17 protein-coding genes are annotated in these 18,013 nt (G+C 64.1%); 13 read left to right on the plus strand and 4 right to left on the minus strand.

The annotated features are described in order from the left end of the window. Positions 1-30: 30 nt before the first annotated feature. The gene (locus PQR27_RS08870) at positions 31-1,602 is read right to left on the minus strand and encodes a protein adenylyltransferase SelO (protein ID WP_408523265.1); all 1,572 of its coding nucleotides are present in this window, start codon (positions 1,600-1,602) and stop codon (positions 31-33) included. A 156-nt stretch (positions 1,603-1,758) separates the two neighbouring features. Between PQR27_RS08870 and PQR27_RS08875 the strand changes: the two genes are divergently transcribed. The 3 genes from PQR27_RS08875 (at position 1,759) to PQR27_RS08885 (ending at position 6,947) form a co-directional block, all read left to right on the plus strand. Beyond that, positions 1,759-3,444, plus strand: a complete 1,686-nt coding sequence (locus tag PQR27_RS08875) for a 3-(methylthio)propionyl-CoA ligase (protein ID WP_408523267.1) — start codon at positions 1,759-1,761, stop codon at positions 3,442-3,444. Positions 3,445-3,586: 142 nt separating this feature from the next. Next, positions 3,587-5,671 (plus strand): 3-hydroxyacyl-CoA dehydrogenase NAD-binding domain-containing protein, encoded by a 2,085-nt coding sequence (locus PQR27_RS08880; protein ID WP_408523269.1) that lies wholly within the window; start codon positions 3,587-3,589, stop codon positions 5,669-5,671. Positions 5,672-5,768: 97 nt separating this feature from the next. After that, positions 5,769-6,947, plus strand: a complete 1,179-nt coding sequence (locus tag PQR27_RS08885; protein ID WP_408523271.1) for an acetyl-CoA C-acyltransferase — start codon at positions 5,769-5,771, stop codon at positions 6,945-6,947. A 7-nt stretch (positions 6,948-6,954) separates the two neighbouring features. On the opposite strand, the gene PQR27_RS08890 is transcribed toward PQR27_RS08885, so the two are convergent. Continuing rightward, positions 6,955-7,482 (minus strand): LEA/WHy family protein, encoded by a 528-nt coding sequence (locus PQR27_RS08890; protein WP_408523273.1) that lies wholly within the window; start codon positions 7,480-7,482, stop codon positions 6,955-6,957. A 241-nt stretch (positions 7,483-7,723) separates the two neighbouring features. Here PQR27_RS08890 and PQR27_RS08895 point away from each other — a divergent pair, with 241 nt between their 5' ends. The 5 genes from PQR27_RS08895 to PQR27_RS08915 all read left to right on the plus strand — a co-directional run bounded on the left by PQR27_RS08895 (position 7,724) and on the right by PQR27_RS08915 (position 11,604). Further along, on the plus strand, positions 7,724-8,026 hold the full coding sequence (locus PQR27_RS08895) for a Dabb family protein (RefSeq protein WP_408523275.1): 303 nt from the start codon (positions 7,724-7,726) through the stop codon (positions 8,024-8,026). Between the two features lie 9 nt (positions 8,027-8,035). Next, complete coding sequence (locus tag PQR27_RS08900; RefSeq protein ID WP_408523277.1) at positions 8,036-8,521, plus strand: PaaI family thioesterase; 486 nt, start codon at positions 8,036-8,038, stop codon at positions 8,519-8,521. Between the two features lie 110 nt (positions 8,522-8,631). After that, a complete protein-coding gene (locus PQR27_RS08905) occupies positions 8,632-9,630 on the plus strand; it encodes an NADP-dependent oxidoreductase (RefSeq protein ID WP_408523279.1) in 999 nt (332 codons plus the stop codon). Positions 9,631-9,678: 48 nt separating this feature from the next. After that, a complete protein-coding gene (locus tag PQR27_RS08910; RefSeq protein ID WP_408523281.1) occupies positions 9,679-10,566 on the plus strand; it encodes an SDR family oxidoreductase in 888 nt (295 codons plus the stop codon). 78 nt (positions 10,567-10,644) lie between these two features. After that, positions 10,645-11,604 carry an alpha/beta hydrolase gene (locus PQR27_RS08915; protein ID WP_408523283.1) on the plus strand — a complete coding sequence of 320 codons (960 nt, stop codon included), beginning with the start codon at positions 10,645-10,647 and terminating at the stop codon, positions 11,602-11,604. 81 nt (positions 11,605-11,685) lie between these two features. On the opposite strand, the gene PQR27_RS08920 is transcribed toward PQR27_RS08915, so the two are convergent. Together PQR27_RS08920 and ygfZ are read right to left on the minus strand one after the other, a co-directional pair. Continuing rightward, the gene (locus PQR27_RS08920; RefSeq protein WP_408523285.1) at positions 11,686-12,531 is read right to left on the minus strand and encodes an NRDE family protein; all 846 of its coding nucleotides are present in this window, start codon (positions 12,529-12,531) and stop codon (positions 11,686-11,688) included. A gap of 90 nt (positions 12,532-12,621) precedes the next feature. Continuing rightward, a complete protein-coding gene (gene ygfZ, locus PQR27_RS08925; RefSeq protein ID WP_408523287.1) occupies positions 12,622-13,695 on the minus strand; it encodes a CAF17-like 4Fe-4S cluster assembly/insertion protein YgfZ in 1,074 nt (357 codons plus the stop codon). A gap of 78 nt (positions 13,696-13,773) precedes the next feature. On the opposite strand from ygfZ, the gene mltG reads away from it, so the two are divergent. The 5 genes from mltG (at position 13,774) to PQR27_RS08950 (ending at position 17,989) form a co-directional block, all read left to right on the plus strand. Beyond that, a complete protein-coding gene (mltG, locus tag PQR27_RS08930) occupies positions 13,774-14,784 on the plus strand; it encodes an endolytic transglycosylase MltG (RefSeq protein WP_408525444.1) in 1,011 nt (336 codons plus the stop codon). Continuing rightward, positions 14,784-15,407, plus strand: a complete 624-nt coding sequence (gene tmk, locus PQR27_RS08935; RefSeq protein WP_408523289.1) for a dTMP kinase — start codon at positions 14,784-14,786, stop codon at positions 15,405-15,407. The genes mltG and tmk overlap by 1 nt, the downstream gene beginning before the upstream one ends. 95 nt (positions 15,408-15,502) lie before the next feature. Continuing rightward, on the plus strand, positions 15,503-16,537 hold the full coding sequence (locus PQR27_RS08940) for a DNA polymerase III subunit delta' (protein WP_408523291.1): 1,035 nt from the start codon (positions 15,503-15,505) through the stop codon (positions 16,535-16,537). A 97-nt stretch (positions 16,538-16,634) separates the two neighbouring features. Next, on the plus strand, positions 16,635-17,153 hold the full coding sequence (locus PQR27_RS08945; RefSeq protein WP_408523293.1) for a GNAT family N-acetyltransferase: 519 nt from the start codon (positions 16,635-16,637) through the stop codon (positions 17,151-17,153). 44 nt (positions 17,154-17,197) lie between these two features. Further along, a complete protein-coding gene (locus PQR27_RS08950) occupies positions 17,198-17,989 on the plus strand; it encodes a TatD family hydrolase (RefSeq protein ID WP_408523295.1) in 792 nt (263 codons plus the stop codon). Positions 17,990-18,013: the final 24 nt, after the last annotated feature.

Consider the following 18,013-nt stretch of genomic DNA (forward strand, 5'->3'; position numbering starts at 1 on the left):
ATTCAAGCCGTTTCCGCGGGCGGCAAGCTGTCACGACGAGCAGCTGACTTCCAGCGAGCTTGCCCAATCGGGCGGCAGTCCGGCATACGCTTCATATTCCGGTTGCTCGTCGAACGGACGGCGCAGCACGGCCGCCAGACGCTCCACTTCGGAAAAGTCCTTCTCTTTCGCGCGGCGGATCGCTGTTTCCGCCAGGTGATTGCGAAGGATGAATTTGGGGTTCACACGGTTCATTGCAATAGCGCGCGCGGCGTCGTCGCGTGTTTCTTCGGACAGGCGCGCGCGGTAGTCGTTCACCCATGCATCGAAGGCGGCACGGTCGAGGAACAGGTCGCGCGCCGGCGCGTCGCCGCTCGCGTCATATCTGGAAATACGCGCCAGATTGCGGAACGTCAGCGTGAAATCCGCACGGTTTGCGTGCATCACTTCGAACAGGCGATTGACCAGCGAAGCGTCGCCCGGCGTGTCGTCACCATCGCGTTCCGTTTCGAGTCCGAGTTTGGCGCGCATGCGCCGCTCCAGCGCTGGCGCGAAACGCTCCTTGAAACCGCCGAGCACGCGTTGCGCGTCTTCGATCGCCTTGTCGCCGCGCACGCTTTCCTCGTGCTTTTCTCCAAGCAGCGGCAGCAGGCCCTGCGCGAGGCAAAAGAGGTTCCAGTACGCAATCTGCGGTTGCATTCTGTACGCGTAGCGGCCTTGCGAATCGGAGTGATTGCAGATGTAGCCGGCGTCGAAGCCGTCCATGAAACCGAACGGGCCGTAGTCGATCGTGAGACCGAGGATCGACATGTTGTCCGTATTCATCACGCCATGGCAGAAGCCGACCGCCTGCCATTCCACCAGCAGGTCGGCCGTGGACTTCACCGCTTCATCGAGGAGCGCAAGATACGGATCGTCGGCTTCGCGGCAATGCGGATAGAAACGCTCGATCACGTGATCGGCAAGCGCCTGGAGCGCATCGACGCGATCGTTCGAATAGAAATGTTCGAAGTGTCCGAACCGCACGAAACTCGGCGCCACCCGTGTGACCACCGCGGCGGTTTCGATTTCCTCGCGCCGCACCGGCTGGTCGGAGCCGATCACGCACAGCGCGCGCGTGGTGGGAATGCCGAGATGATGCATCGCCTCCGAACCCAGGAATTCGCGGATCGACGAACGCAGCACGGCGCGGCCGTCGCCCATGCGCGAGTAGGGCGTGCGACCCGCGCCCTTGAGCTGCAGCTCGAAGCGCTTGCCGTTGTGCTCGACCTCGCCGAGTCCAAGCGCGCGGCCGTCGCCAAGCTGGCCGGCCCACACGCCGAACTGATGTCCCGAATACACCGACGCATACGGCAGCGCTTGCGCAGGCCATTCGCGCGTGGCGTTGCCCGAGAAGAGTTCGGCGAAACCTGGATCATTCTGGAGCCCGGCTTCTAAACCGAGCATGGCGGCCGTTTCTTCCGAGAAGCCGACCATGTAAGGCGCATTGAGCGGCGCGGCCGGCAGACGCGTCAGAAACGTGCTGCCGAGCCGCGCAAAGGCGCTTTCGGGCGGTGCGGTCAGTGCGTTGGAAAGAGCCGTCAGCGGCCCGGATGACCCTGCAATGCTTGGGGAAAACGACATGTTGAGCGCCTCTGGATTAACCGATATTGTAAATCCGCGCCCGCGGAGCTGCTGGCCGGCCCTCTGCCTTTCACCTGTGGCGCTTGCAGGCAAGCCTCGCGCGGCATCTGAACAACAACCTCAATCACCAAAAACAAGGCGAGGAGATCTCTCTTTATGACGACGCCGCTGCTTGGCCAGATGATGGACGTGCCGCTTACTGTGTCCTCGTTGCTCGCGCATGCCGCGCGGCATTTCGGCGGCACCGAGATCGTGTCGCGGCGCATCGAAGGCGACCTGCATCGTTATACCTATCGCGATTGTGAAAAGCGCGCCAGGCAGCTGGCACAGGCCTTGGTTGCCCTCGGCGTCGAACCCGGCAAACGGGTCGCGACGCTTGCCTGGAACGGCTACCGTCATCTGGAAGCGTATTACGGCACCACCGGTTTCGGCGCGGTCTGCCATACGATCAATCCGCGCCTCTTTTGCGATCAGATCGCCTACATCATCAATCACGCCGACGACGCCTACGTGCTGTTCGACATCACATTCGCACCGCTGGTCGACACGCTCGCGCCACAGTGTCCGAAAGTGCGCGGCTGGATCGCGCTGACCGACGAAGCCCATCTGCCCGCGATGCAAACCCCCGTATTGAGCTACGAAACGCTCGTGAATGCGCAGGACGGCCACTACGACTGGCCGGCCATCGACGAGCGTCAGGCGTCCTACCTCTGCTATACGTCAGGTACCACAGGCAATCCGAAAGGCGCGCTGTATTCGCATCGATCGACGGTGCTGCACGCGTTCGGCGCGTCGCTGCCCGACGCAATGAGCCTGTCTGCGCGCGACTGCGTGCTGCCGGTCGTGCCGATGTTCCATGTGAACGCGTGGGGCATTCCGCACGCCGCGCCGCTGACCGGCGCGAAGCTGGTCTTTCCCGGCAAGGATCTGGACGGCAAATCGCTCTACGAACTGATGGAAAGCGAACGCGTCACCTATTCGGCCGGCGTGCCGACCGTGTGGCTCGGCCTGCTCAACTATCTGCGCGAGGCCAAGGCGCGTTTCTCGTCGCTCAATCGCACGGTGATCGGCGGTTCGGCCTGCCCGCCAGCCATGCTGCGCGCGTTCGAGGACGAATACGGCGTGCAGGTGATCCATGCATGGGGTATGACGGAGATGTCGCCGCTCGGCACGCTGTCGAAGTTGACATGGGAGCAAAGCCAGCGCCCGCTCGAAGAGCAACGCAAACTGCTCGAAAAGCAGGGCCATGTGCTGTATGGCGTCGATATGAAGATCGTCGGCGACGATGGGCGCGAACTGCCGTGGGATGGCGTTGCGTTCGGCGATCTGCACGTGCGCGGGCCGTGGGTGATCGACCGGTATTTTCGCAAGGACGACTCGCCGCTGGTGGACGGCTGGTTTCCGACCGGCGACGTCGCCACGATCGACCGTGACAGCTTCCTGCACATCACGGACCGCTCCAAGGACGTGATCAAGTCAGGCGGCGAATGGATCAGCTCGATCGACCTCGAGAACGTCGCGATCGCGCATCCAGCGGTGGCGGAGGCGGCGTGCATCGCCTGCGCGCATCCGAAGTGGACCGAGCGGCCGCTGCTGGTGGTGGTCAGGCGCGCGGGGTTCGAGGTGACGCGCGAGGAACTGCTCGCCTTCTATGACGGCAAGGTGGCCAAATGGTGGATCCCCGACGACGTCGCCTTCGTCGACGAACTCCCGCATACGGCCACCGGCAAGCTGCAAAAACTCAAGCTGCGCGACACGTTCCGCGATCATGTCCTGCCGTCCGCGCTCGAGGACGAAAAGGATTGTCCGCTGACTGCCCTTGTCAGGGGAAACCCCGCCTAACGATAAATTGAACGAGCGTGCTTTTTTGTGTATCCTGCCTGCTGACCCCGGGAAAGTCGGACGAAAAGTCGGACAATGAGCCGACTCGATGAACCGGACGGGCGGCGCGTCATGCGCCGCCTCATCGTATGGAGGCAGGCAGATGGCAGTGGACTACACAACTCATGGCGGCGTGGCCGTCATCACGCTGAACAATCCCCCCGTAAACGGCCTCGGCCTCTCGACGCGAGCCGGTATCGTCGAAGGGATCGAGCGCGCGCAGAACGATCCGGCCATCAAGGCGATCGTGCTGACGGGCGCCGGCAAAGCCTTTTCGGGCGGCGCCGACATCACCGAATTCAACACGCCCAAAGCCACTCAGGAGCCCACCCTCGCCACGGTCATCAAGGCCGTCGAGGGCAGCGCGAAACCCGTGGTCGCGGCCATTCACAGCGTGGCGATGGGCGGTGGCCTCGAGCTGGCGCTTGGCGCGCACTACCGGATCGCCGCACCCGGCGCGCAGATCGCCTTGCCGGAAGTGAAGCTTGGCATTCTGCCGGGCGCGGGCGGCACGCAGCGTCTGCCGCGCGCCATCGGCCTCGAAGCCGCGCTGAACATGATCGTCGCGGGCGCGCCGGTGATGTCGGAGAAGCTCGCCGATTCAGGTCTGTTCGACGAAGTCGTGGAAGGCGATCTGGCTGAAGCCGCGCTCGCGTTTGCCCGCAAGGTCGGCGCGAAAGAGGGCCCGCATCCGAAAGTGCGTGACCGCAAGATCGACCATCCGAATGCCGCTGGTTTCATCCAGTTCGCACGCAATAGCGTGGCCGGCATTGCAAAGAATTTTCCGGCACCGCTCAAGTGCATCGACGCGGTAGAAGCGGGCGTGCAGAACGGCTTCGACAAGGGCCTCGCCTTCGAGCGCGAATGCTTTATGGCGCTCGTGCAAACGCCGGAGAGCCGTGCGCTGCGTCATGCGTTTTTCGGCGAACGCGCGGCCAGCAAGATTCCCGATGTGCCTGCGGATACGCCGGTGCGCGACATCAGGCAGGTGGCCGTGATCGGCGCCGGCACGATGGGCGGCGGCATCGCGATGAACTTCATCAACGCGGGCATCCCCGTCACGTTGCTGGAAACGAAGCAGGAAGCACTCGATCGCGGCGTCGCGACGATTCGCAAGAACTATGAAGCAACCGTCAAGAAGGGCAAGCTCAAGCCGGAAGTGCTCGAACAGCGCATGGCGCTGATCACGCCAACGCTGTCCTACGACGACCTCGGGAGCGCCGACCTGATCGTCGAAGCCGTGTTCGAGGAACTCGGCGTGAAAGAGCAGGTGTTCAAGCGTCTCGATGAAGTGGCGAAATCCGGTGCGATCCTCGCATCGAACACCTCCACGCTGGATGTCGACAAGATCGCCGCGTTCACGAAGCGTCCGCAGGACGTGGTGGGCATGCACTTCTTCAGCCCGGCCAACGTGATGAAGCTGCTCGAAGTGGTGCGCGGCAAGGAAACGGCAAAAGACGTGCTCGCCACCGTCATGAAGCTCGCCAGGAAGATCAGGAAGACTGCGGTGGTCTCCGGCGTGTGCGACGGCTTTATCGGCAACCGCATGATCGAGCAGTACATCCGCCAGGCGCTCTTCATGCTCGAAGAAGGCGCGCTGCCGGCCCAGGTGGACAAGGCCATCGAGAAATTCGGTTTCGCGATGGGTCCGTTCCGCATGAGCGATCTGGCCGGCAACGATATTGGCTGGGCGATCCGCAAGCGCCGCTATCAGGAGCATCCGGAGATGCACTACTCGAAGATCGCCGATCGTCTGTGCGAGACGGGGCGCTTCGGCCAGAAAACCGGCGGCGGCTGGTACGACTACAAGGCGGGCGACCGCACTGCGTATCCGTCGAAACTGGTCGACGAGATGATCAGCGAATTCTCCAGGGAAACGAAAGCCGAGCGCCGCAAGATCAGCGACGAGGAAATCGTCGAGCGCCTCGTGTTCGCGCTGGTGAACGAAGGCGCGAAGATTCTCGAGGAAGGCATCGCATCGAAGGCCTCGGATATCGACATGGTCTATCTGACCGGCTACGGCTTCCCGCTCTATCGCGGCGGCCCGATGCTGTACGCGGATACGGTCGGCCTCTACAACGTCGAGCGCGCGATTCGCCGCTACGCGGCGCGGGCCAACGGCGATGCGTGGCAACTCGCGCCGAGTATCGCGGAGCTTGCCGCCAAGGGGCGCGGCTTTAACGGCTGAGCGGGACTGAACAGCCGCTTGAGTGAAATCAACTTTGTATGGGACCAGAGTAAGCGCTAAAAGCGCTAACTCTGGTCGACACAGGAAGGAGACATGCATGACTGATGCCGTAATCGTATCGACCGCCCGAACGGGTCTCGCCAAATCGTGGCGCGGCGGTTTCAACATGACGCACGGCGCAACGCTCGGTGGGCACGTGACGCAGGCCGCTGTCGAGCGCGCGAAGCTCGACCCGGCGCGCGTCGAAGACGTAATCATGGGCTGCGCGAATCCGGAAGGCGCAACCGGCATGAACATCGCCCGGCAGATCGCATTGCGCGCCGGTTTGCCGGTCAGCGTGCCCGGCATGACGGTGAACCGTTTCTGCTCGTCGGGTTTGCAGACCATTGCGCTGGCGGCGCAACGCGTGATCGCCGGTGAAGGCGACGTGTTCGTCGCGGGCGGCGTCGAATCGATCTCGTGCGTGCAGAACGAGATGAACCGCCACATGGTGGCCGAAGGCTGGCTGAGCAGGAACAAGCCGGAAATCTACTGGTCGATGCTGCAGACGGCCGAGAACGTCGCCAAGCGTTACTCGATCTCGAAGGAACGCCAGGACGAATATGGCGTGCGCTCGCAACAACGCGCCGCAGCCGCACTCGAAGCCGGCAAGTTCAAGGACGAAATCGTCCCGCTGACCGTGCTCGCAGGCGTCGCCGACAAAGCCAGCGGCCGTCTCTTCACGAAGGAAGTGACCGTCAGCGCCGACGAAGGCATTCGCGCCGACACCACGCTCGAAGGCGTCTCGAAGATTCGCACCGCGATGCCAGGCGGTGTGGTCACCGCCGGCAATGCGAGCCAGTTTTCAGACGGCGCGTCGGCGTGCGTCGTGATGAACGCGAAGGTCGCCGAACGCGAAGGCCTGCAGCCGCTGGGTATTTTCCGCGGCTTCGCGGTGGCCGGTTGCGAGCCGGACGAAATGGGCATCGGCCCGGTGTTCGCGGTGCCGAAGCTGCTCAAGCAGGCTGGCCTGAAGGTGGAAGACATCGACCTGTGGGAACTGAACGAGGCGTTCGCCGTGCAGGTGCTGTACTGCGCGGACAAGCTCGGCATTCCGCAGGATCGCCTGAACGTGAACGGCGGCGCGATTGCGGTCGGTCACCCGTACGGCGTCTCTGGTGCGCGCCTCACCGGCCATGCGCTGATCGAAGGCAAGCGGCGCGGCGCGAAGCTGGTCGTCGTGACGATGTGTATCGGTGGCGGTCAGGGCGCGGCAGGTTTGTTCGAAGTGGTCTGATCCTGCATCAAGGGAAAGCCATACCCAGCGCGGGCAGGCTCAACGTACCCTGATTGATAAAGCGCGTGCCGCCCACCAGGCCGCTCGTGACACCGCCCGTAAAGCCGCCGGCGAGCCTGCCGCGCAGCATGTACGGGATCTGCCCGGACTGGGCGGAGTCGGCGAAGGCGAAGGCCTGGCGAACCGCGGCGAAGGCCGGCACCGTCAGGGGTACGTTGACAATGATTTCACTGTAGCGGGGGACGATGCCGCTCTGGTTGGTCACGCCGCTGGCGAACGGCTTGCCGTTCAGTTCGAGATCGAGCGACACGCCGTCGAAATTGAGGTCGGAGTTGTTGGGATTCTGGACACGCAGTTTGACGTTAAAGCGTACTTCCAGGCTCTGGCTGTCGATCGGTTCGATGCCGGCCACGTTCACCCGCACGGGTTCGCTGCCGAACATGCCGACGCAGCCGTTGAGGAACAGGGCGGTGAAGACGAGGATTGCGGCTAGGCGGGTGGTACGGCCGGAAAGCCGTGCGCGAAACAGGGACATGACCGGCACCTCGCAGGAACGGGTTGGTTCGTGCATTGTACCCGGGCGCTTTCACGGCAGCGGCAGATGCGGGAGCGCCATAGCGGGTATCATTTCCGACTGTTCGCGTGCGCTATCGAGCGCACGTCCGGGCAGAACGAAGCCTGCGGACTTTCGCGCGAATCAGCCGGTCTGGCGAATGCAGCGGCTGCATTGAACGCACAGTCCCAGTCCAACGAATTGAATGGAAGAAGGTGAACCCGTGATCCGTCATATTGTGATGTGGAAGCTCAAAGAAACCGCAGAAGGCGCCACACGCGCTGAAAACTGTCTGAAGCTGAAGGAAAAACTCGAAGGCTGCCGCGACATCGTCCCGGGCATCCTGCATCTCGAAGTCGGGATTGCGCAGCCGGGCCTCGAATCGAGCTATGACGTGGTGCTGGTGTCGGACTTCGCCGACAAGGCCGCGCTCGACGCGTACCAGGTTCATCCGAAGCACGAAGCCCTCAAGGGTTTCGTCGGCGCGGTGCGTGAAGCGCGTCAATCTGTCGACTACGAAGTCTGACGCAACGCAATGACCGATACGCCCTCATCCAGAGCGAGCAGCGCGTCGTTGCCCGAAAGCCCGTTCGTCGACCGGCTCGGCGCGCAGCTCGTGTCGGCTAACGACGGCGCCAGCGAAGTCGTGCTGCCGCTGCAGCCGGATCACATGAACACGTGGGACGTTGCGCACGGCGGCGTCACCATGACGCTTGCGGATGTCGCGCTCGCCATGGCCGCGCGCAGTCTCGCGGGCGACGGCGTCGGTGTGGTGACCGTCGAGATGAAGGTCAACTTCATGCAGCCGGGCCGCGGCGAGTTGCGCGCCACCGGCCGTGTACTGCACCGCTCGACCACCATGGCCTATTGCGAAGGCGAGATCCGCGATAGCGGAGGCCATTTCGTCGCCAAGGCGCTCGGCACTTTCAAATACATGCGGCGCCTCGCCGTGGGCCGCGACGTGACGCAACAGCGTCTGCGCAGCGACCCTTCCGCCAAACCCGGACCCAGCGACGGCTAACCGCCGGATGGCCGGCGCGCGCGTTGAGAGCCGCGCGCGCCGGCCATGCTTTCGCAGGCACCGTTTGCACTATTCGCCGATCACATCGGTCACCCATGGAGACGATCGTCATGCCCCAGATCAACCGTCAACTCGTCCTGGCTTCGCGTCCGCAAGGCGCAGTGACGCCCGATAACTTCCGGCTCGTCGAAACGCCGCTGGCCCCGCTCGCCGATGGCGAATTCCGCGTGCGCAATCACTTTTTGTCGCTCGATCCGTATATGCGCGGCCGGATGAACGACAGCAAGTCGTACGCCGCGCCGCAGCCGCTGAACGAGGTGATGATCGGCGGCACGGTCGGTGAAGTGGTCGAGTCGAAGAACCCGAAATTCGCGGTCGGCGATAAGGTCGTTGCGATGTTCGGCTGGCAGGAGTATGGCGTCTCGAACGGCGCGGGTGTGCAGAAAGTCGACGATACGCATGTGCCGCTGTCGGCCTGGCTCGGCCCGGTCGGCATGCCGGGCGTGACCGGCTGGTATGGTCTGAACAGGATCATTGCCGCAAAAGCGGGCGAGACGGTGGTGGTAAGCGCAGCGAGCGGCGCGGTGGGCAGCGTGGTCGGCCAGCTCGCGAAGCAGGCCGGCGCGCGCGCGGTCGGCATTGCTGGCGGTGCGGACAAGTGCCGTTATGTAGTCGAGACGCTCGGCTTCGACGCGTGCGTGGACTACAAGGCCGGCAATCTGTATCAGGACCTGAAAGCGGCAACACCGAACGGTGTCGATGGTTACTTCGAGAACGTGGGCGGCGAAGTGCTCGACGTGACGCTGGCGCGCATGAACGCGTTCGGCCGCATCGCGCTGTGCGGTTTCATTGCTGGCTACGACGGTCAGCCGCTGCCGCTCAGGAACCCGTCGCTGATGCTCACGCAGCGTCTGCTGGTGCAGGGCTTTATCGTCAGCGAGCACATGGACGTGTGGCCGCAGGCGCTGAAGGAACTCGGCACGCTGGTCGCGCAGAAGAAGCTGCAGTACCGCGAGTCCATCGCAGAAGGGCTCGATGCGGCGCCTGAAGCATTCATCGGTCTGCTCAGGGGCAAGAACTTCGGCAAGCAGCTCGTCAAGCTGATCTGACCTCACGGCGCAAGCAACGGCACAACCGGTAGTCCCAGGAGAGACACGATGTTCGAGTTCGAAGGCAAGGTGGCGGTCATCACCGGTGCGGCAAGCGGTTTCGGCCGCGCGTTCGCGGCAAAGGGGGCGTCGCTCGGCATGCAGCTCGTGCTGGCCGACGTCAATCACGACGCGCTCGCGCAAACCGTCGACGCGTTGCGTGCGGACGGTGCCAAGGTGATCGGCGTGCCCACCGACGTGTCCAACGCCGCCCACGTCGAAGCGCTCGCGCAAGCGGCGCTCGACGCGTTCGGCAAAGTGCATCTGCTATTTAACAACGCGGGCGTGGGCTCGGGCGGCTTCCTGTGGGAAAGCTCGGCGAACGACTGGTCCTGGGTGTTCGGCGTCAACGTGATGGGGGTCGCGCACGGCGTGCGCGTCTTCGCGCCGATCATGCTGCGGCAGAACGAGCCGGCGCATATCGTCAACACGGCGTCGGTGGCGGGTCTGCTGTCGCCACCGGCCATGGGCATCTACAACGCGTCGAAGCACGCCGTGGTGTCGCTCACGGAGACGCTGTATCACGACCTGAAACTGGCGCAAGCGGCGCAGGCAGAGGCCGGCGAAGTCGGCTGTTCGCTGCTGTGCCCGGCGTTCGTGCCGACCGGCATCGCCGACGCGGAACGCGCCCGCCCCGACGCATTACGCAACGAGGCCACGCCGACCCGCTCGCAGATTGCCGCCGGCAAGCAACTGCAACGCGCGGTGCAGTCAGGCAAACTGAGCGCGACCGACGTCGCCGACATCACGTTCGAAGCGATCGCCGCGCGGCGTTTCTATATCGTCACGCATCCGGGCATCATGGCAACGGTGAAACTGCGCCACGAGGACATCGAGCAGTTGCGCAATCCCACCGATCCGCTCTCGCTCAAGCCCGAGGTCAAGAACGCGGACTAGGCGCTCATGGCATCATACGGCGCGTGTTCTGCTGTTCTTTCCGCTAACCTTCGGCGCCCACGCGCCACCTGACGCACCATGCCGCTGAATCCGAAGCTCGAGCAGGTGCTCGACATGATCGCGCGCGCCAAGCGCCCGTCGTACCACGAACTGACTGCGCAACAGGCGCGCGCCTCGTACGAAAAAAGCGCGCCGATTCTGGAGATCGCGAGCGCGCCGATGTTCGCGATCGAAGACCTGCAGCTGCCGGCGCGCGACGGCGCGGCGATACGCGCGCGTCTTTATCAGCCGGTCGAACCGAGCTGGGCCGAGCCTGCGCCCGCGCTGGTGTATTACCACGGCGGCGGCTTCACGGTCGGCAGTGTCGATACGCACGATGCACTGTGCCGGATGTTCGCGCGTGATGGCCGTTGCGCGGTGTTGTCGGTCGATTACCGGCTCGCGCCCGAGTACAAATTTCCCACCGCCGTTGAAGACGCTTTCGATGCGCTGACCTGGCTGCACACACATGCCGCCGAGTACGGCGTGGACGCCGGGCGGCTCGCAGTCGGCGGCGATAGCGCGGGCGGCACACTCGCGACCGTTTGCGCGGTACTGGCGCGTGACGCGCGCATCCGGCTCGCGCTGCAATTGCTGATCTATCCGGGCACGACCGGTTATCAGCAAACCGATTCGCACACGCGGCTCGCCGACGGCTTCCTGCTGTCCGGTGAGACGATTCAGTGGTTCTTCGAGCAATACGTTCGCGATGCCAGCGATCGTGACGACTGGCGTTTCGCGCCGCTCGACGGCAAGCGCGGCGCGCCCGCTTTCAGCGGCCTCGCGCCGGCATGGATCGCGACCGCCGAATACGACCCGCTCAGCGATGAAGGCGATGCATACGCAGAGAAACTGCGCGCGGCGGGCAACGAGGTCACGCTCAAACGCTACCCGGGCATGATCCACGAGTTCTTCAAGATGGGCGGCTTCGTACCCAATGTCGCCGAGGCCCATGCGGAAGCCGCGGCGGCCTTGCGTGCCGCGTTCGGCGCTGAATGATTCGAATGAATGAGTCGACTGAATGATTCGACTGAATGAGTCGAATGCGTGGGCGAGCCTCAGCTGATCCTGCGTTGATCCTCAGGCGATCTCGCGTTCTACATTGAACGCGAAGCTGCGCTCGAAGTCGCCGGGCCGCGCGATCCGGTGCGAACCGTTATCGTCGCTGCGCTCGGCGGCCGCCACGCTGATCACGTCGCCATGCGCGACCACGCGCACCGCGGTCGTGCCGCGCGTGCCATATTCCGGTGTTTCGATAAAAGCCGCCGACAGCGCGCGTTCGCGTTCGAGCGGAATGCCGGTGGCCGGCAATTCGTCGTCGCGGGCGAGGCGCGGATCGCGCATCAGCTCGATCAGGCGTTCGAGCGGCGGCATCGTGTTGCGCGCGAGCAGAGCGCCCAGTTCCGCGCGTTTTTTGACCAGCTTCGGCCACGCGGTGTCGAGCACCGCATTTGAAATGCCGTGCGTGCCGGGCGCGAGCAGCATGGGTGCGGCATTCGAGCGGTTGCAGTACCAGCCGAGCTCGCGACGCGTCCAGTCGCCAACCAGCAGATTGAAGCCGTTGTAGATGTCGCCGGTTTGCGCGACGTGCTGAAGGTAGCCGAGCGGCGATCCGTGCGATCCATTGCCCGAGCCGTTCATGGCGCCGCTGAGCCAGTCGCTCACGAGCGTGCCACGGGTCGGTGCGTCGGCACGCATTTCATGCGGCGCGCGGTAATTGGTCAGGGCGGCGAAACGGCCATCGCGCGACATGCCCAGCCACGTGCCGCCACCCACCAGGTCGCGGCCCGCCAGCACGGTCGGCGCGTCGTGCCACCAACTGATCGGCTCGGCCGTGCGGCGAAAAAATTCGTCGCGATTCGCGGCGAGTGTGAAGAGCGGACCATCGGCCGCGTCGGGGCGCCAGTCGAAGACGATCAGACACATCAGGTGAAATCTCCCAGTGGAGATGGAAAGCGCGCGTGAACGCAAGAAGAAAGCGGCGCTAGAACACGCCGCTCAGGTTCAGTCGATCGATCAGGCTTCAGTCGGCAAGCCGTACGGCAACGCGAGGAACTGCAGCGCCGGGCCGTCTGCTGCGCCCAGATGCACTGAGCCTTTCTCGAGCGCCGCGAGCTTGGTTTCGACCAGCAGATCGACGCCCCCCTGCGGCGCCGACGCCGCGTTCACCACCATCCCGCACGGCTGACCCGGATCGTCCGAATGGAACAGCTCCGCGCCGGCCTTGACGGTGTCCAGTTCGCCAGCCACGTTCGCGAGCGACGTGCGCCGCTTGATCGTGCCGCGATACTGGCTGCGCGCCACCACTTCCTGACCTGGGTAGCAGCCTTTGCGGAAATTGACCGCGCCGAGCACGTCGAAATTGACCATCTGCGGGACGAACTGTTCGACCACCGGTTGCGTGATGCGCGGTTCGCCCGCGCGAATGTCGAGCCAGTCCCATACGGCCGGCGATACGCGCTTGAGCTTCCCGTCGAGCAAGGGCAGGCGTGCCTCGACCTCGGCCTTCGGTCCGATCCACAGATAACGCAGGCGATCCAGCGCGTCCGGCACGCGAATCAGCGAACCCGCGGCGCCGTCCACCTTCACATGGACGCCGTCGGGCAGCGCGTCGAAGACACCGGAGAGGGCCTTGCGCACGTCGCCCGCGAGGCCCACCACCGCCAGTTCACCCGTGGCATCCACGAGTTTGGCCTTCGCGCGCAGGACGAACATCGACAAGCGTTTCTGCACCGCGGCCTGCACGTCTTTCGACACCAGCAGATGGATCGTTTCGCCGCAGCGCCACGTCAGGAACGACGCCAGCAGGCGGCCTTTGGCCGAGCAGTAGCCGGCGAGGCGCGCGTTGGCGGCGTCCAGATGCTGGGTGTCGTTGGTCAACTGGCCGTGCAGGAAGCTCGCTGCGTCGTCGCCGGATGCGTCGATCACGCCGAATTGCATGAGCGGCATGTAGGCGCCGTGTGCGACCACGGCGTCGAATTCATCCGCGGCCGGGCGTGGCAGAACGGAAAGTCCGGCTGAAGGAGCGGCCGGGGTCGTGGCAGTGGTGCCTGAGGGAGTGCCTGAAGCGGTAGCGAGCGGTGTGTTCATGGATTCCGAGAACAGTCAATTCTGACTTTAGCTAAGGCAAACAAGTATTATATGAGGTCCTACCCAGCCATGTTCCGCATGTCCCTTTTGAAGAAATGTCTCGTCGCCGGCTCGATTGTCGTTGTGCTGGCCGCGGCCGCCATTGCCGGCGGATATCATTGGGCCAATAGCCCGCTCGATTTGACCCCTGCGCAACTCGATGTCACCGTCAAACCGCACAGCAGCCTGCGCAGCGTGACGCTGCAACTGAACCGCGGCGGCGTGCCGGTCGAGCCCGAACTGTTCGTCATCATGACGCGGCTGCTCGGGCTGCAAAGCGAGCTGAAATCAGGCAACTACGAGTTCAAGACGGGCGTGACGCCATACGAAGTGCTGCAAAAAATTGCCCGCGGCGACGTCAACGAATATGTGGCCACGATCATCGAAGGGTGGACCTTCAGGCGCATGCGTGCCGAGCTGGACGCCAATCCGGCGCTCAAGCATGACAGCATCGGCATGAGCGACAGCGATCTGATGACCGCGATCGGCGCGCCGGAAGCGTCGATCGGCAACGGCGAAGGGCTGTTTTTCCCGGACACGTACCTGTTCGACAAGAACACCAGCGACCTCGACGTATACCGCCGTGCGTACCGGCTGATGCGCGTGCGTCTGGACGAAGCGTGGCTCGCGCGCGCGCCGAACCTGCCGTACAGGACGCCGTACGACGCATTGACGATGGCGTCGATCATCGAAAAGGAAACCGGCAAGAAGTCCGACCGGCCGATGGTGGCGGCGGTCTTCGCCAACCGTCTGCGGGTCGGCATGCCGCTGCAGACCGACCCGACCGTGATCTACGGGATGGGCGAGAGCTATAGCGGCCGCATCAGGAAAAAAGACCTGCAGACCGACACTCCCTACAATACCTACACCCGGATGGGCCTGCCGCCAACGCCCATTTCGCTGCCTGGTGTCGCATCGCTGCAGGCGGCGATGAACCCGGCGCAAAGCACCGCGTTGTATTTCGTATCGCGCGGCGACGGCAGCAGTATCTTTTCTGACACCCTCGGCGATCACAACAAGGCCGTGGACAAATATATTCGAGGGCAATGATGGCGCGCGGCAAATTCATTACGTTTGAGGGCATCGACGGGGCCGGCAAGACGACCCATCTTGCGTGGTTTCGCGAGCGTCTCGAAGAGAAGGTCGCGACGAGCACTGGCCGGACGGTCGTCATGACCCGCGAGCCGGGTGGCACGCCGCTTGGCGAGCAGATCCGCGAGATCGTGCTGCATCAGAAAATGGACCTCGAAACCGAGGCCTTGCTGATGTTCGCGCTGCGCCGCCAGCATCTGGCCGAAGTGATCGAACCGGCGCTCGCGCGGGGCGACTGGGTGCTGTCGGACCGTTTCACCGACGCGACCTTCGCCTATCAGGGCGGCGGCCGTGGCCTGCCGCGCGACAAGCTCGAAACGCTGGAGCGCTGGGTGCAGGGCGGTTTTCAGCCGGAGCTGACGGTGCTGTTCGATCTCGCGCCCGAAATCGCCAACGAACGGCGCAGCGCAGCGCGCGACCCGGATCGTTTCGAGAGCGAATCGCAAGCGTTTTTCAACCGCACCCGCGCCGAATATCTTCGCCGTGCGGAAGAAGCGCCGTACCGGTTCGCTATCATTGACTCTTCACAGAGCATCGCGCGTATTCAGAAAAAGCTTGAGGAATTGATCGCAGTTCTTTGATTTTAAAAGAATATAATCCCGCTTTAAGAAGGTGCGCAAAGTTCGCCTGATGTCTCATCAAGCAGCGCTCACCGATTGAATTCAAAAGAGAAACGATGATTTATCCGTGGCAAGCCGATGACTGGAATCGCCTGCAGCAGTTGCGCGGGCACTGGCCTCACGCGTTGTTGCTGCACGGGCAGGCGGGCATCGGCAAACTGCGCTTTGCGCAGCATCTGGCGCAGGGCCTGTTGTGCGAGGCGCAGCAGGCCAACGGCGAACCGTGCGGCGCCTGTGTGGCGTGCAACTGGTTCACGCAAGGCAACCATCCGGACTACCGGATCGTCGTGCCCGAGGCGCTGGCGGCCGAAGCCGGCCTCGCCAGCGGCGCGGACGAAAAAGCCGACAAGGCCGACGCCGACGAAGGCAAGAAGACCCGTGCGCCCAGCAAGGAAATCAAGATCGAGCAGGTTCGTGGCCTGCTCGATTTTGTCGGCGTCGGGTCGCATCGCGGCGGCGCGCGCGTGGTCGTGCTGTATCCCGCTGAAGGGCTGAACGTCGCCGCCGCCAATGCGCTGCTGAAAACGCTCGAAGAACCGCCGGCGGGCGTCGTGTTCCTGATGGTGTCGGCGCGCATCGATCGTCTGCTGCCTACCATCATCAGCCGTTGCCGCCAATGGCCGATGACCACGCCCGCGCCGGACGTGGCGACAAAATGGCTCGCCGCGCAAGGCGTGGCCGACGCGCCCGCGCTGCTCGCCGAAGCCGGCGGCGCGCCGCTCACCGCACTCGCGCTCGCCAGCGACGATAACCGCGCGCTACGCGACTGGACCTTGAAGCAACTGGCCGCCGGTCCGGAGTGCGACGCCTTTGCCTGCGGCGAGGCGCTGCAGAAGCTGCCCGTGCCGCTGGTGCTAGGCTGGCTGCAACGCTGGATGTACGACCTGCTGGCGCAGCGCACGGCCGGCGCGCCGCGTTATTTTCCGCAGGCGGCAGCGGCGCTCGCGCGCTGCGCTTCCCAGGCCGACGCCAGCGCGTTCGCCCGCTTCATGCGCACCGTGACGCGCCAGCGCGCCGTCGAAAACCATCCGCTGAACGCGCGGCTGGTATTCGAAGAACTGTTTTTCGGCTACCGCGAATTGTTCGCGTAAGTCATTGATATTGCAGGCCTGCCTTCAGAAGTGCGCGGCGCTTGATGCGCGCTTCGGCCGGCGGCCGTTTCGTCTTCCCTCTCACGTTCCAGGCGCCATGAATCTTCCGTACCGCGATGCCACGCTCGACGATCTGCCCGCGATCGTCGCCATCTACAATTCGACCGTGCCGTCGCGCCAGGTCACCGCGGATCTGGAGCCGGTGAGTGTCGAAAGCCGTCTCGGGTGGTTTCACGCGCACGGCCCGCAAAAGCGCCCGTTGTGGGTGGTGGAAGACCCGGAGCAAGCCGGGCGCGTCATCGCATGGCTGAGCTTCTCGGATTTCTACGGCCGCCCGGCCTACCAGCGCACCGCGGAAGTCAGCATCTATCTCGACGAAAGCGCGCGTGGCAAGGGGCTCGGCAAGCAATTGCTGGCGGCCTCGCTGGCTGCCGCGCCCGCGCTCGGCATCGACTCGGTGCTGGGTTTCATCTTCGGCCACAATGAAGCGAGCCTGCGCCTGTTTCGCAGCTTCGGCTTCGACACGTGGGGGTCGCTGCCGCGCGTCGCGGTGCTGGACGGCGTGGAGCGCGATCTGGTGATCCTCGGCAAGCGTCTCGGCACGGCCGCCGCCTGATTCACGCCGGGGCTCGCCGGATTATCCATTAGCAGGACATCATCATGTTTGTCGACTCGCACTGTCATATCAACTTCGAAGGACTCGCCGACCGCCTGCCGCAGGTGCTCGAGAACATGCGCAGCCATTCGGTCAGCCACGCGCTGTGCGTGTCGGTCGACCTCGAAACGCTGCCGTCCGTGCTGGACATCGCCAGCCGGTACGAGAACGTCTACGCGTCGGTCGGCGTGCATCCGGATCACGAGGACATGCGCGAGCCGAGCCTCGCCGAACTGATCGAGCTGGCCGATCACCCCAAGGCGGTGGCGATCGGCGAAACCGGCCTCGACTACTATCGTCTGGAAGGCCGCACGATCGCGGATATGGAGTGGCAGCGCGAGCGCTTCCGCACCCATATCCGCGCCGCGCATGCCACCGGCAAGCCCCTGATCATCCACACGCGTTCGTCGGCGGAAGACACGCTGCGCATCATGGCCGAGGAGCGCGCGAGTGAGCCGGGCGGCGTGATGCACTGCTTTACCGAACCGTGGGCGATCGCGGAGCAGGCGCTCGCGCAAAATTTTTACATTTCGCTGTCAGGCATCGTCACGTTCAAGAGCGCGACCGACGTGCAGGATGTCGCGCGCCGCGTGCCGCTCGCGCGTCTGCTGATCGAAACCGACTCGCCGTACCTCGCGCCGGTGCCGTACCGCGGCAAGCCTAATGAACCTGCGTACGTCAGTTATGTCGGACGGTTCATCGCGCAACAACGCGAGATGCCGGAGACGGCGCTGGCCGCCGCCACGACAGAAAACTTTTTCCGGCTCTTCAAGATTCCCGCGCCGGCCGGTGTGTGATTTTGAAAGTCGTAAAATATCAAT

The sequence above is a fragment of the Paraburkholderia fungorum genome (assembly GCF_046027215.1).
In the GTDB taxonomy this organism is placed as follows: Bacteria; Pseudomonadota; Gammaproteobacteria; order Burkholderiales; family Burkholderiaceae; genus Paraburkholderia; species Paraburkholderia fungorum_D.

Bases quoted from the DNA above. Each gene is read 5' to 3' on its own strand.
- PQR27_RS08885 (WP_408523271.1), top strand. From the start codon at position 5,769: ATGACTGATGCCGTAATCGTATCGACCGCCCGAACGGGTCTCGCCAAA.
- mltG (WP_408525444.1), top strand. From the start codon at position 13,774: ATGTCCCTTTTGAAGAAATGTCTCGTCGCCGGCTCGATTGTCGTTGTG.
- tmk (WP_408523289.1), top strand. From the start codon at position 14,784: ATGGCGCGCGGCAAATTCATTACGTTTGAGGGCATCGACGGGGCCGGC.
- PQR27_RS08870 (WP_408523265.1), bottom strand. From the start codon at position 1,602: ATGTCGTTTTCCCCAAGCATTGCAGGGTCATCCGGGCCGCTGACGGCT.
- PQR27_RS08875 (WP_408523267.1), top strand. From the start codon at position 1,759: ATGACGACGCCGCTGCTTGGCCAGATGATGGACGTGCCGCTTACTGTG.
- PQR27_RS08900 (WP_408523277.1), top strand. From the start codon at position 8,036: ATGACCGATACGCCCTCATCCAGAGCGAGCAGCGCGTCGTTGCCCGAA.
- ygfZ (WP_408523287.1), bottom strand. From the start codon at position 13,695: ATGAACACACCGCTCGCTACCGCTTCAGGCACTCCCTCAGGCACCACT.
- PQR27_RS08950 (WP_408523295.1), top strand. From the start codon at position 17,198: ATGTTTGTCGACTCGCACTGTCATATCAACTTCGAAGGACTCGCCGAC.
- PQR27_RS08940 (WP_408523291.1), top strand. From the start codon at position 15,503: ATGATTTATCCGTGGCAAGCCGATGACTGGAATCGCCTGCAGCAGTTG.
- PQR27_RS08945 (WP_408523293.1), top strand. From the start codon at position 16,635: ATGAATCTTCCGTACCGCGATGCCACGCTCGACGATCTGCCCGCGATC.
- PQR27_RS08920 (WP_408523285.1), bottom strand. From the start codon at position 12,531: ATGTGTCTGATCGTCTTCGACTGGCGCCCCGACGCGGCCGATGGTCCG.
- PQR27_RS08915 (WP_408523283.1), top strand. From the start codon at position 10,645: ATGCCGCTGAATCCGAAGCTCGAGCAGGTGCTCGACATGATCGCGCGC.
- PQR27_RS08905 (WP_408523279.1), top strand. From the start codon at position 8,632: ATGCCCCAGATCAACCGTCAACTCGTCCTGGCTTCGCGTCCGCAAGGC.
- PQR27_RS08910 (WP_408523281.1), top strand. From the start codon at position 9,679: ATGTTCGAGTTCGAAGGCAAGGTGGCGGTCATCACCGGTGCGGCAAGC.
- PQR27_RS08890 (WP_408523273.1), bottom strand. From the start codon at position 7,482: ATGTCCCTGTTTCGCGCACGGCTTTCCGGCCGTACCACCCGCCTAGCC.
- PQR27_RS08880 (WP_408523269.1), top strand. From the start codon at position 3,587: ATGGCAGTGGACTACACAACTCATGGCGGCGTGGCCGTCATCACGCTG.